The organism is Roseibium sp., from assembly GCF_048260565.1.
Lineage (GTDB): Bacteria > Pseudomonadota > Alphaproteobacteria > Rhizobiales > Stappiaceae > Roseibium.
In genome coordinates, this window is the sequence record NZ_JBLXGP010000003.1 from 232,217 (window position 1) to 245,632 (window position 13,416).

12 protein-coding genes are annotated in these 13,416 nt (G+C 64.6%); 1 reads left to right on the forward strand and 11 read right to left on the reverse strand.

What is annotated here, in order from left to right:
- From ACN0SO_RS09280 to ACN0SO_RS09315, 8 genes are all read right to left on the reverse strand, one after another.
- On the reverse strand, positions 1-1,062 hold the full coding sequence (locus ACN0SO_RS09280) for a Rieske 2Fe-2S domain-containing protein (protein ID WP_417676844.1): 1,062 nt from the start codon (positions 1,060-1,062) through the stop codon (positions 1-3).
- Positions 1,063-1,110: 48 nt separating this feature from the next.
- Positions 1,111-2,034 (reverse strand): ABC transporter permease, encoded by a 924-nt coding sequence (locus tag ACN0SO_RS09285; protein ID WP_417676846.1) that lies wholly within the window; start codon positions 2,032-2,034, stop codon positions 1,111-1,113.
- Positions 2,031-3,317, reverse strand: coding sequence for an ABC transporter permease (locus ACN0SO_RS09290; protein WP_417676848.1), 1,287 nt, complete (start codon positions 3,315-3,317; stop codon positions 2,031-2,033). Before ACN0SO_RS09290 ends, ACN0SO_RS09285 begins: the two co-directional genes overlap by 4 nt.
- Positions 3,314-4,894: an ABC transporter ATP-binding protein gene (locus ACN0SO_RS09295; protein WP_417676850.1), complete on the reverse strand. Its 1,581-nt coding sequence runs from the start codon at positions 4,892-4,894 to the stop codon at positions 3,314-3,316. The genes ACN0SO_RS09290 and ACN0SO_RS09295 overlap by 4 nt, the downstream gene beginning before the upstream one ends.
- A 26-nt stretch (positions 4,895-4,920) precedes the next feature.
- The gene (locus tag ACN0SO_RS09300; protein ID WP_417676852.1) at positions 4,921-5,982 is read right to left on the reverse strand and encodes a BMP family lipoprotein; all 1,062 of its coding nucleotides are present in this window, start codon (positions 5,980-5,982) and stop codon (positions 4,921-4,923) included.
- Positions 5,983-6,055: 73 nt separating this feature from the next.
- Positions 6,056-6,625 carry a TIGR00725 family protein gene (locus ACN0SO_RS09305; RefSeq protein WP_417676854.1) on the reverse strand — a complete coding sequence of 190 codons (570 nt, stop codon included), beginning with the start codon at positions 6,623-6,625 and terminating at the stop codon, positions 6,056-6,058.
- A 16-nt stretch (positions 6,626-6,641) separates the two neighbouring features.
- Positions 6,642-7,706: a carbohydrate kinase family protein gene (locus ACN0SO_RS09310; RefSeq protein ID WP_417676856.1), complete on the reverse strand. Its 1,065-nt coding sequence runs from the start codon at positions 7,704-7,706 to the stop codon at positions 6,642-6,644.
- 283 nt (positions 7,707-7,989) lie between these two features.
- Complete coding sequence (locus tag ACN0SO_RS09315) at positions 7,990-9,009, reverse strand: aldo/keto reductase (protein WP_417676858.1); 1,020 nt, start codon at positions 9,007-9,009, stop codon at positions 7,990-7,992.
- A gap of 323 nt (positions 9,010-9,332) precedes the next feature.
- On the opposite strand from ACN0SO_RS09315, the gene ACN0SO_RS09320 reads away from it, so the two are divergent.
- Entirely contained in the window at positions 9,333-10,121 is a 789-nt protein-coding gene (locus tag ACN0SO_RS09320; protein WP_417676860.1) for a GntR family transcriptional regulator, read from the forward strand.
- A 24-nt stretch (positions 10,122-10,145) separates the two neighbouring features.
- Here ACN0SO_RS09320 and thiE read toward each other — a convergent pair whose 3' ends face one another.
- Genes thiE through thiC form a run of 3 tightly spaced genes read right to left on the reverse strand, consistent with a single transcriptional unit; the run spans position 10,146 to position 13,410 of the window.
- Complete coding sequence (gene thiE, locus ACN0SO_RS09325; protein WP_417676862.1) at positions 10,146-10,787, reverse strand: thiamine phosphate synthase; 642 nt, start codon at positions 10,785-10,787, stop codon at positions 10,146-10,148.
- The gene (gene thiM, locus ACN0SO_RS09330) at positions 10,784-11,593 is read right to left on the reverse strand and encodes a hydroxyethylthiazole kinase (RefSeq protein ID WP_417676864.1); all 810 of its coding nucleotides are present in this window, start codon (positions 11,591-11,593) and stop codon (positions 10,784-10,786) included. The genes thiE and thiM overlap by 4 nt, the downstream gene beginning before the upstream one ends.
- On the reverse strand, positions 11,590-13,410 hold the full coding sequence (thiC, locus tag ACN0SO_RS09335) for a phosphomethylpyrimidine synthase ThiC (protein ID WP_417676866.1): 1,821 nt from the start codon (positions 13,408-13,410) through the stop codon (positions 11,590-11,592). The genes thiM and thiC overlap by 4 nt, the downstream gene beginning before the upstream one ends.
- Between the last annotated feature and the right edge of the window lie 6 nt (positions 13,411-13,416).

Sequence of the window (13,416 nt, forward strand, 5' to 3'; positions counted from 1 at the left end):
TTATGCCGGGGCTTTCTGCTTGTCCGGATTGACGAAGGGACGGGCCCAGTCGCTATCCGGCGTGATGTCGGAATTCTCGCGGGCAAGTTCGGCCAGGATCTTGCGGTATTCCACGGTCATCCGGTCGGCGCGGCAGTGCATTTCCGTGCGGGTGTCCAGGGGAAACTCGGGACGGATGTTGTTCAAAAGCTCGCGGTCCTCGCTCTGGATCTGGCGGTCCAGGGCGATGATGTTGGCGCATTTTTCATCGTCCGGATTATCGTTTCGGGCGATGAACTGGCAGAACAGCGTGTGACTGTCGTCGACGGGGGTTGCCGTCTTGAACAGCACGTGGCGCAGGCCGTTTTCATATTCCATCACATCCTTGTAGACGAAGGGCTGCACCAGTTCGTTGTTGGTGAAGCGGACCGTGAAGCCTTCGCCGGTCAGGCCGGTGTTGGCTTTCAGCGCGTCCGTCAGCCGCGCCTTGTAGCTGACGCGCGAGGTAAGCTTGTGGCCGTCGCGATTGATCTCGAAGCTCAGGAACTGGGAGGCGGAGGTGTCGCCGATGGTGTTGCGGTGGGTCCAGGCGACATGGGCGAGGTCGAGCGCGTTGTCGATCACGCGCGGTGCCGATGTCGTCCACACTTCCATGAGTTCGTGCATCACCTTGAACGAAGGGTCCTCGGCTTCCGGCAGGTCCGGAATGTCGGCGCGCGGGATGCCCGGGCAGACCCAGACCAGACCGTAGCGCTCGGCGACGAGCACGTTGATGGTGCGTGCGCGCGGCGGGATCGGCAGGTCGTCGTCCTGCTGGGGAATGCGGGTGCACGCGCCGGACGTGTTGAAGGCCCAGCCGTGATAGGGGCAGACGATCTCGCCGTCTTCCAGCCAGCCCTGGGACAGGCGGGCGGCGCGGTGCGGGCATTCGTCGACGGCGCAGCCGAGCGATCCGTCCTTGCCGCGCCAGACGACATAATTGTCACCAAGCAGGCGGACCGCACGCGGCTTGTCGGCGATCTCGCCCGAATAGGCCACCGGATACCAGTACTCCTTGAAGGCGGGGACTTCGCTTACAAGCATGGGAGGCTCCTGTCGTCGGAAGAAGGTGAAATCGGGATCATCATGATGTTACGCCCGGGTGAAGGGTTTGCCGACCGCGCCCGGTCCGGAGGCCCGGCCGACGAAGGTCGCCATGGCGAACAGCGCCAAAAGGTAAGGCAGGGCGATCAGCAGTTCATGGGGAATGTCGCGCCACAGGATCTGTGCGCGCAAGGCAATCGCGTCGGCAAAGCCGAAGGCAAGGCAGGCGGCCGCACCCGGCCAGACCCGCCACTTGCCGAAGACCATCGCGGCCAGCGCGAGAAAGCCGCGCCCTTGCGTCATGGACGCCTGGAACATGTCGAGGGTGACGATCGACAGATAGGCGCCGCCCAATGCACCGAAAACGCCCGACATCATCACAGCGAAGAAGCGCGTGCGGACGACCGGAATGCCGGCGGCATCGGCGGATTCAGCGGACTCGCCGCAGGCCCTGAGGCGCAATCCGGCATCGGTGCGGAACAACACCCACCAGACCAGGAAGATCAGGGCGAAACAGCCGTAGTCGACCAGGCTGAGCGAGCGGAAAATGCGCCCGACCGTCGGCAGGTCCGACAGGAACGGGACCGTGATCGTCGGGATCTTGGCCACGCTCGGCGTCAGGCCGTCGATATCCCAGATGACCGGGATGAGGGCGGCGGTCAGACCGGCGCCGATCAGGTTGATTGCAGCAGAGGCAACCACCTGGTCCCCGCGCAGGGTGACCGACATCAGGGCCAGCGCACTGCCGGAAAAGACGCCGGAGACGAGTGCGCCGAGGAGGCCGAGCCAGGGGTTGCCGGTGAAGTAGGTGACCAGCACGGCGGCGAAGGCACCGATCAGCATCATGCCTTCCAGGCCGATGTTCAACACGCCGCTGCGCTCGCTGATCATGCCGCCCAGCATGGGCATAACGATCGGCAGGGCGAGGTGCAGGGCGCTGATGACGAGCGATATCGTCAGAAGATGGCTCATGACGGCATCTCCGGGCTGGCGGTCTTGGCGGACACGGTTTGCGGTTCGGACGGGAAATCGGACAGCCCGTCATCGATGGCGGGCCGGCGCAGGCTCGACAGCAGACGCAGGACGGCCGGCTGTGCGGCGACAAAGGCCACGACCAGGCCGGAGACCACTCCGACCATTTCCCGGCTGATGCCGGCAATCGCCTGCAGCGGAACGGAGCCGGCGTGGAGAACGGCGAAGAAGAAGGCGGAAGCCACCACGCCCACCGGCGACAGGGCGCCGAGCAGGGCGACGGCGATCGCGTCATAGCCGTAGCCCGGCGAGAAGGCGGCATAGAACCGGCCGTAGACGCCGAGCACCTGGACGGCGCCGGCAAGCCCGGCAAGCGCGCCGGAGGAGAGCAGCGCGATGATGGTCAGCCGTTCGACGGACACACCGCTTGCACGCGCCGCGCCCTGGTTGGCGCCGAGCAACCGCAGGCGGAACCCGCCGGGTGTCCGGTAAAGCACCCACAGCACGATGGCGACCGCGGCAAGGGCAACGATCAGCCCGGCATGGAGACGCGTTCCGTCCCAGATGATGGGTAGCTGCGTTCCCTCAGGCACACGTTCGGTGGCCGACGGCTGGTCGGTGGCCACGAAGGGGCCGGTCGGGGCAACGGCATATTCGGAGACGGCGATCGCCACAAAATTCATCATGATCGTGGTCACCACCTCATGGGCGCCGCGATAGGCCTTGAGCAGGGCCGGGATCAGGGCGAAGGCCGCGCCGCCGGCCATGCCGGCGAGGAGGCAGACGACCATCAGCAAGGGCGGCGGCAGATCGACGGTGGCGCCGACGACACCGGTGACAAGGCCGCCGAACAGGAGCTGGCCTTCCACGCCGATATTGAACAGGCTGGCGTGAAAGGCGAGCGCGACAGCCAGGCCTGCGATCAGAAGCGGGATCATCTGGACCATGGTTTCGGCGATCGCCGGACCACTGCCGAGGGCGCCGCCGAACAGTGCGCTGGCCGTCAGCCAGAGTTCCGACCCCGCGAGCCAGATCATGGGCACGGAGGCAATGAGCGCGGCCGCGATCGTCAGGACGAAAGTCAGTACGCGCGTGCCGAACTGACCGGACAGGCCCTGGAAATGGGCGATCATGCGCGGCAGGAGATCCGTGCGGTTCCAGCCGTCGTTGCCGGAATCGGCGCGCAAAGTTTGCGCTGCGATTTCCGGGTTCATGCGGGCATGGCGACCGTTGGCGGTCCCACCGGCAAGCGTGGAAGGGGATGTCGTTGCATTCATCGTCATGACTGGGCTTCCTGATCGACGCCGGACATCCAGCGGCCGATCTGGTCTATATCGGCATCAGCGGTGCTCGTTTCGCCGACGACGCGGCCCTGGCGGAACACCACGATACGGTCGGCAATGGTGAAGACTTCGGTCAGGTCGAGGCTGAGCAGGAGGACGGCGCCGCCCTGGTCCCGCAGGCCGATCAGGGCCTCATGGACGGCGGCGGTCGAGCCGATGTCGAGGCCTCTCGTCGGCTGGGCGGCGATCATCAGTCGTGGTGCGCGGGCCAGTTCCCGGCCGACCACCAGTTTCTGCTGATTTCCGCCCGACAGGCTTGTCACCGGCGCCTCGATCGATGCCGCGCGCACCTTGTGGCGATGCACGATACCGGCAGCGAAACGGGCCCGCCGGCGCCGGGACAGCCAGAGCGGCGTCGGCGCGAAGGGTGCGCCGTCGACGAATCCGATGGAGGCGTTGTCGACCAAGCTCATGCCGTCGGCGACCGCCAGCCGGTGACGGTCCTCCGGGATATGGGCAATGCCGCAATTGAAACGCTGCTGGGTCGTCATCACCGTGATGTCGGTATCGTCCAGGGCCACGCCACCGCCTGTGACCTTGCGCAAGCCGATCAGGAGTTCGACGAATTCCGCCTGGCCGTTGCCCTCGACACCGACGACTGCAACGATTTCGCCGCCGTGAACGTCGAGATCGACCGGGCCGAAGCGCTCGCCGTCGGTGAGTTTGCGGACCGACAGAACGGTCGGCCAGATGTGGTTCGAGCGCGACGGCACTTCGGGTCTGTTGCGGCCGATCATCAGCCGGACCAGTTGGGCCTCGAGTGTCTGCCGCTCGGCCGGGTCGGCGAAACTGCGCGGGACCTCGGCTTCGCCGGCAACCGCGCCGTCCCGCAGGACCGTCACCCGGTCGCAAAGGCGCATGATTTCCGGCATCTTGTGGCTGATCAGAACGATTGTCGTTCCCTCACGCTGGAGGTTCTGCAACAGCGCGTAGAGTTCTTCCGCGTCGGGCGGCGACAGGGCGGCGGTCGGCTCATCGAGCACCAGCGTGGTGGCGCCGCCCCACAGGGCCTTGAGAATTTCCACCTTCTGCCGCGCGCCGACGGACAGCGTCTCGCAGCGGGCCGACGGATCGATGCCGAAGCCGAGACGTTCGGACAGCTCGATCGCGCGGCGGCTGGCGGCATCCAGGTCGAGGCTGCGTATCCAGCGCGCCGCGAAACCGGAAGAGCCCCGGCCGAGAATGAGATTTTCGGCAACAGTGAGCTTGCCGATCAGGCTGAAGTGCTGCTGCACCATGCCGATACCGGCGGCCAGCGCGTCCGCAGAGGAACGAAGCGTCGCTGGCTGGCCGCCGATTTCGATCCGGCCGGAGTCCGGCCGGATCATCCCGAAAAGGATTTTCATCAGGGTGGACTTCCCGGCACCGTTTTCGCCGAGAAGTCCGTGGATCGATCCTTGCCGGACCGTGAGATCTATGGAGCGGTTGGCCTTGACCGGGCCGAAGTGTTTGCTCACGCCGGTAAGCCGGATGGCCGCCGGCGCGAGACCGGGCCGCGGGGCGGCTGTTGTTGTCATGTCTGCCTCGCAACCCGCATTCATTGTCAGTTACCTGCCGGCTTGAACGCTTTCGCTTCTTCTTCGGTGGACGGAACGACCATCGAGCCATCCAGGATCGCGGCAGTGGCTGCCTCTACCTTCGCCATGATCTCCGGAGAGAGCGTGTCGATGTTGTCCGGGCAAAGGCCGACTGCCTTTTCCTTGAGGCCGAGGCTGACGGTGCCGCCCTGGAATTTGCCTTCGGCTGCCGCCTTGTTTTCAAAGACGACCGCGCCGGAGACATCCTTGACCGCGGAGGTCAAAAAGTTGTCCGGGGCGAACTGGCCCTTGCAGGTATCCACACCGATCACCCAGTAGCCTTCACCCATGCTCTTGGCGGCGTCGAAGATGCCGCGTCCGCCGCCGCCGGCGACGTCCATGATCAGATCCGCGCCGATATCATAGATGCCAAGCGCAAGTTCCTTGGCCTTGGCCGGCTCGGTGAAGGAGCCGACATAGGCGACGGAGACCTCGATGTCCGGGTTGACGTAGTGCAGGCCGGCTTCATAGCCGGACAGGAAGCGGACGACCGGCGGGGTTTCCATGCCGCCGATGAAGCCGACACGGGTTCCCTTGGTGGTCATGGCGGCGGCGATGCCGGCAAGGAAAGCTGCTTCCTGCTCGCGGAAGGTCACGCTTGCCACGTTGGTAAGCGGTTTCTTGTCCTTGTCCACGGCGACGGCGTCGATCAGCGTGAACTTGGCGTCCGGGTTTGCGATGGCGACCTGGGTAAGGGCGTCGCGAATGCCGAAGCCGACGCCGGTCGTCACGGTGGAGCCGCTGTCGATGGCCTGCTGCAGGTTCGGAACGAACTGGGACTGGTTGGCGGACTGGATGACCAGCGGCTTGCCGCCGAACTTTTCCGCGCTCGTTTCCACGCCGAGCTTGGCCAGGTCGTTGAAGCCCTGGTCGCCGAGACCGGCCTGGTTGGTGACCATCGACCAGACGAAGTCCTCAGCGGAAGCCGGGGCGATCGCGCCGAGGCTGAGCGCAAGAAGGGCTGCGGAGGTCGTCAATACGCCGAAGCGGCGGCTCAATGCTGGCTTTCCTTTATTACGTGCTGACATGGCATTTTGCTCCTGGTTCTGGAAGGAAGGGAAGGAAACCTTTTTTATTGTTTTATTCGTCCACGGAGGCTGCTCATTGGCCGGCAGCTCCTGTGAATGCTTCAAGTCTTGTGCCAAGACGCGGTTCACTCGCGCGCTTGACCGCGGTGGCGACCGCTTCTTCGGGGGTCGAGGCAAAGCTGATGGCGACGACACGGCGTTCATCGAGCCAGCAGCCTTCATCGAGAGAACTCTTCAACCGGTCGGCCCATCCGGTCGTGCCTTCAAGCACCACGACGGGAACGCCGGAATCATAGGCGATGGTGACTTCGTTCAGGGTGCCGACGCCGCCACCGATCATGATGATGCTGTCGCAGCCGCGCGCGGTCAGGATGTTGCGGATCGTGCCCATGCCAGTGGGAAAGACGATGGACACATAAGGATTGGCCTTGGACTTGTCGGCATAGGGCAGGAAGCCGACGGTCAGGCCGCCGTTTTCGGCAGCACCCTTGCAGGAGGCTTCCATGACGCCGCCGGTTCCGCCGCCGACCAGCACCGCGCCGGCCTCGGCGATCCCGCGCCCGACCTGGTAGGCGGTGTCCAGGACCGGCGCGGGAAGGCTTTCTCCCGGACGGGAGCTGCGGCCGATCACTCCGATTGTCATCTTCTGCATAGCGCACCTATGAGTTCACGGTGGTGTTGGAAAGAGCGGCCGCGCCGGCTGGCACGGGGCTGAGCGAATGCGCGGAGCCGTCGAGCCGTTCGGCCGCGGCGCGCAATTGTTTCGCGCGTTCACGGGTCTGCTCGGGGGCAATCGCGACGAGATCCAGCGGATCGGCCGTAGCAACGGCAAAGGACGCCGCCGCCGATCCGAGGGCTGCGGCCTCGACCAGATCCCCGGTCAGGGCCATGCCGGCGAGGAAGCCGCCGCAGAACGTGTCTCCGGCGCCGGTGGGGTCCACCGGAGAACCGGGATAGGCCGGCACGCGCCACAGAGCGTCGCCGTCCTTGACGAAGACGCCGTCGGCGCCGGCTTTCAGCACGACGGTCCTGGCGCCGATATCGGTCAGTCTTTGCAGGATTTCCGGGATCGCCGCGAGTGGGGCGATAACATCGAAATCGGAGGTGCTCGGCAGAAACACGTCGAGCGCGCCGAGCGTTTCCGACAGTTTCGCGAACGGGTTTTCGATGAGGTCGGACCGCGCCGGGCAATCCGATTGCAGGTAGCCGGAGGCTTTGCCGAGATGGGCGACCAGTTCCCGGTGGCGATGCAGGGGAAGGAGCGGCAGGTGCCAGAAATCGGCTTCCGTCAGCCAGTCGGCGGGCACATCCTTTGCCGTGGGAGCGCCGAGCGGCAGGATGTCCGGACGGGAGGTCGTGTCGACGAAGGCGGCCTGAACGTCCTCAGGCAACTGCCGGATCATGTGGTCCGGGACCGGCTGGATGCGGGAACCGTCCGGCAGATGGGCGAAGGTCACGCGCACCGGATGAGGCCGGTCGATCTTCTTGATCGAACGGGTATCGAGCCCGGCGTTGGTGAGAATGTCGAGAACATGTCCCGGATAGTCGTTGCCGACGATAGCCAGCACCCGCGGCGCAAGTCCGCAGATCAACGCTCCGAGCGAGGACCAGAGGGCATTTCCGCCGACCTTGCCGACAACGGGACGTCCGTCCGGCGCCAGTATGCTGTCGATGCTGAAAGATCCTGCAACAGCAAGAACGGGGGCGGGCGAAACGGCGGACATCGGATTCCTTTGCAGCATGTTGGGCAGAGAGATGCGGTGCGAAGATGCGCAACATCTAGCCATGCATAAAATCTAGAGCCAAGTTTTGTTCATTGTCCAACAATAAATTTTGCGGATCAGCATGAACTTTATGCAGGCAGGTGGTCAGATGTCACAAAAATTAGGCAATGGGGGATTTGTGAGGTGTCGAAGGTGCAAAAAAAACCGCCCGGCCTGTTCGGGTCGGGCGGTGAAATCAGGGTGGGATTTTTTTGTTTTTGTAATTCGATGATCTCGTGCGCGATCAGGCGGTTTCGCGTTTCGTGCGCCTTTGATCGGCCTGCAGGCCAGGTGGCACCCAGCCGGCGTTGCGCGGGTCGACATAGTCGCCCGGAGCGACCACCAGGTCGATTGCGTCGAGTATGTCCGGCGTCAGGGTGATGCCATCCGCGGTCAGAAGCTGGTCGAGCTGTTCCGGCGTCCTCGGTCCCAGCAGAACGGATGTGACCGCCGGATGTTCCAGCGTCCAGGCAAGGCTCATCTGCATCATGGTCAGGCCGGCCGCGTCGGCAATCTCCGCCAGGGCTTCGACCATGGCGAGCTTGCGCTCGTCGTCCGCGCGCACGAACGGGTTGCCGCTGGCGGCGCGGGAGCCGCCGGGGACCGGTTTGCCGCGCCGGTATTTGCCGGTCAGCCAACCGCCATTCAGCGGGCTCCAGACCAGGGTGCCGATGCCGTACTGGCGGCAGACCGGCAGGACGGCGCGCTCAATGCCTCGGACGAAGATCGAGTAGGGCGCCTGTTCGCTGACAAAGGGTGCGGCCCCCAGCTTTTCGGCCGCCCACTGGCTTTGAACGATCAGTTCCGCTGGGAATACGGAGGAGCCTGCAAAGCGGATCTTTCCCGCTTGGGTAAGTTCGTCGAAGGCTGCGACCGTTTCCTCGATCGGCGTCTTGGGGTCCGGGCGGTGCAACTGATAGAGGTCGATGTAGTCGGTGCCGAGCCGGCGCAGGCTGTCTTCGACGGCCTGAACTATCCAGCGTCGCGATCCGCCGGAGCGCGTCGGATCGCCGTTCATGGGTAGACCGAGCTTGGTCGCCAGGACGACCTTGTCGCGCTTGCCGCGCAGGGCCTGACCGAGCGCTTCCTCGACGGCGCCGTTGTCGTAGATATCGGCCGTGTCGATCAGGTTGATGCCGGAATCGATGGCCTGATCGACCAGTTTTGCCGCCTCGGTTGGTGTCTGTGAGGTGAGTAGCGACATGGTCCCAAAGCCGAAGCGTGAGACCTTGGGGCCGCGTGTGCCCAATGGGGTGGTTTGCATGAGGTCGTCTCCGGTTGGTTACCTGGATTCGGGTCCAGGGTGCTTCATGCGTGCGATAGGGTTTTGCGTCGCACAAAATTATGGTTCATTATGTTACTCAATGGCTATGTGAACATATCATTGTCTATTATTCAACATTGGATAATTATGAGGAAAGCTGTTTTGGGGAAATTGTGTTTGCGGACGCGGTGGCATAGTTAGGTTGTAGGGTGAGGGGCCTGGAACACCTGCTCGTTGAGTGGGCCGGCCTGCAATCGCACCCCGGGGGGAAGCTTCAGCGCTGAGGGAACGTATTTTTCCGGCGGCACTGCAGGAAAGAGACGATGGCAGAAGAACAACAGCTTCGCGTTCGACCGGTCCGGGACCGGCGCCCCCTGTCGGTGCAGGTCTACGACCAGCTTGTCGAAGCGTTGCGCAAGCAGGGCAAGCCCGGAGACCTGATTCCGCCGGAGCTGGAGCTTTCTGCGGAACTCGGCGTCAGCCGGACGGTGCTGCGCGAGGCACTGCGCCTACTGGAGGAAGACGGTATCATCGAACGCGGCGTCGATCCGCGCCGCCGGCAATTGGCGATGCCGTCATCGCGCCCGCCCGCCTTCAACGCGCCGCTGGAAGACATGCTCCATGCCGCGGGGCGGATCACCATCAAGGTAGTGCGCACCGAACCGATATCGCCAACCGCCTGGAGCAAGGCCCTCCTGGAACTCTCAGACGACTCGGTCGAACTGCTCTGTCAGGAAAGCCTGTTCCTGCTGGGAGACGAGCCGGTCGCTTCCGCACTGGAAGTCGTCCCAGTCTCCGACAACGGCATTGCCTCCCGTGCCGGCGGCGGCGATGCCGCTAACCGGACCCTGCTGTCGGCCCTCGGGCCGCAGTTCCGCTCGAAATGCGTGCCGACCCTGTGGCGTCTTTCTGCGGCATCTTCCGGCGGCGGGTCGCGCAAGGGGTTCTCAAAACTGCGCGGCGACATCGCCGTCACCAGCCTGACCTCCGTCCTCAGTCGGCATGGCAAGCCGGTGTTTCTCGGCAAGCATCTGTTGCGCCTGGATCTCGTGTCCCTGACCGTTGGCGAAACCGCGTCGGATATCGATCCGCTGCTCTGGGACGTCCCCTGATCTGGTTTTCAGGCATTCCGGTCGTCAGGCTGAGGCAGATACCGCCGCAATCTCGGTCATGAGCATGCGGGCCGCCCTTTCCGGGTCCGGTTGACCGCAGATGGCCGAAACCACGGCCACACCCCGCGCACCCGCCGCAAGCGCCCGCGCCACGTGCTCTGCCTTCAATCCGCCGATGGCGACGGCCGGGATCGGGCTGGCCGCGATCTGAGCCTTTAGGCCGTCAAAACCGACCGGTTGCTTGTGATCGGGTTTGGAGGGTGTTGCAAAGACCGGCCCCACGCCGATGTAATCGACCAGCGCCGGGTCCGCCTGCGCGGCCAGGTCCGGTGTCTCGACCGACAGGCCGAGAATGGCCTGCGGACCGATCAGCGCGCGGGCCCGCGATACGGTCATGTCGTCCTGCCCGATGTGGATGCCGTCTGCCCCGATCTCCACGGCGGCCTCGACATCGTCATTGACGATGAGCGCCGCATGGGTGCCCGCCAGCACCTGTTTCAACGCCCGGCCGATCTCGATCAGCCGTGTCGTGTCGCCCTCCTTGTCACGGAGCTGCACCATTGTGGCTCCGCCTTTCACGGCCAGGCGAGCGGTTTCGATCATGCCTCGATCCCGGCATAGGCCGGGATCGAGCACGAGATAAAGCGACAGGTCGAACGCCTTCATGCGGGTGCCCCTTCATGGCCGCGAAGACGATGCTCCTTGTCCAGTTCCTCCGGCGCGATCGCGTGGAGCGCATCGAGAAAGCGCGGGGCGAAACTGCCCGGTCCGACCGCGCCTTCATGCGCCCGCGTACCCGCCACGGCATAGTGAGCCAGGGCGCCGACCGCGGCATCGAACCCATCCTTAGCGACAGCCGCGTAAGCGCCGCAGAGGCCGGTCAGCGCGCAGCCCAGGGCGGTGTTGAGCGGCATCCAGGGAGATCCGCCCCAGATACGCGCGGACCGGGTTCCGTCGGTCACGTAATCTTCCGGACCCGTTACCGCGACCACCGCGCCGCTTTCCCGCGCCAGCCGGCGGGCGGCCTCTTCCGAAACGGCCACATCGTCACGACCGTCGACCCCCTGACCCTGGCTGGATTCGCCCGCCAGAGACAGGATTTCAGAGGCATTGCCCCGGATGATCGTCGGGCGCCGTGCGACCAGTTCGGCAGACACCCGGCGGCGAAGCGTCGTGGCCTGGCAGGCGACAGGATCGAAGACCCAGGGCCGCCCCGCCTGTTTCGCGCCGTCGATGGCCGCGTGCATGCCTTCGACGAAGGGGGCTGAAAGAGTGCCGATATTAACCGTCAGCGCCCCCGCGATCCGTGCGAATTCACCTGCTTCCTCCGCGTCCGAAACCATGGCTGGCGATGCGCCCGCGGCCAGAAGCACATTGGCGGCGATGTTCATGGCCACGTAGTTGGTGATGCATTGCACGAGCGGCGGTTCGGCCCGAAGCGCGGCGAGAAGTGTTCCGGGTGTCTGGCTCATTTCGCATCTTCCAGCGGTACGTAGAGTTCGCCGCCCTCTTGGAACTTCTCGGCCATCCGTGCCATGCCCTCCTTCCGCGCTTCGGCGCGAATGTCGTGGCTGATCCGCATGGAGCAGAATTTCGGTCCGCACATGGAACAGAAATGCGCGACCTTGTGCGCTTCCTTCGGCAGGGTTTCGTCATGCATGGAGCGTGCGGTTTCGGGGTCGAGAGAAAGATTGAACTGATCCTCCCAGCGGAATTCGAACCGCGCGCGGGAGAGCGCGTCGTCCCGGATGCGCGCTGCCGGATGCCCCTTGGCGAGATCCGCCGCATGGGCGGCGATCTTGTAGGTGATGACGCCGGTCTTCACGTCGTCGCGATCGGGCAGGCCGAGATGTTCCTTTGGCGTGACGTAGCAAAGCATCGCCGTGCCGAACCAGCCGATCATGGCCGCGCCGATGCCGGAGGTAATGTGATCGTAGCCCGGTGCGATGTCGGTCGTCAGCGGTCCGAGGGTGTAGAACGGCGCCGCGCCGCATGTGGTGAGCTGTTTGTCCATATTCTCCTTGATCTTGTGCATGGGAACATGGCCCGGCCCTTCGATCATCACCTGGCAGTCCCGCGCCCAGGCGATCCGCGTCAGTTCGCCGAGGGTTTCCAGCTCGGCGAACTGGGCCGCGTCGTTTGCATCGGCGATGGAGCCGGGGCGCAGCCCGTCGCCCAGCGAAAAGCTGACATCATGGGCGCGGGCGATGTCGCAGATTTCGTCGAAATGCTCGTAAAGGAAGCTCTCGCGATGGTGGTGCAGGCACCACTTGGCCATGATCGAACCGCCGCGGCTGACGATGCCCGTTACACGGTCCGCCGTCATCGGCACCATGTGAAGACGCACGCCGGCGTGGATGGTGAAGTAGTCCACGCCCTGTTCGGCCTGTTCGATCAAGGTGTCGCGGAAGATCTCCCATGTCAGGTCCTCAGCCACGCCGTTCACCTTTTCCAGCGCCTGGTAGATCGGCACCGTGCCGATGGGGACGGGGGAATTGCGAACGATCCACTCCCGCGTGTTGTGGATGTTGCGGCCGGTGGAGAGATCCATGACGGTATCCGCCCCCCAGCGGATCGCCCAGACCAGTTTGTCCACTTCCTCTTCCATCGAGGACGTGACCGCGGAGGTTCCCATGTTCGCGTTGATCTTCACCAGGAAATTGCGGCCGATGACCATCGGTTCGCATTCCGGATGGTTGATGTTCGACGGCAGGATTGCCCGGCCGGCCGCGATTTCGTCGCGCACGAATTCAGCCGTGACATGATCGGGGATCGCTGCCCCCCAGTCCTGTCCATCCCGGATCAGCGCCTCTGTCGCCGCCTTGCGGCCGAGATTCTCGCGGATTGCGGCGAATTCCATCTCAGGGGTGACGATGCCTGCGCGGGCATAGGCCAGTTGCGTGACCGCAAGCCCGTCCCGTGCGCGCAGCGGTGCATGGCGCACCGGGAACTCGGGCACCAGGCGCTCGCCCGAGACAAAGCCGTTGTCCTCGGGACGAACGCGACGGCCGGCATGGCTCTCGGTATCGCGGCGCGCCGCGATCCAGTCCGAGCGCAGACGGGTGAGGCCCCGATCGATGGCGATCTCCGCCTCCGGATCGGTATAAGGCCCGGAACTGTCGTAGACCGTGACGGGCGGTTCTCCCGCGGAAGGGTGCAGGTCGATTTCGCGCATCGGCACGCGGATTTCGGGATGCAGCGTTCCGGTGTGCCAGACGCGCCGGGATGCGGGCAACGGCCCGGTGGTGATGCCGGAAGTGATATCTTTCCCGGAAATGTTATGTCTCATGGGGCA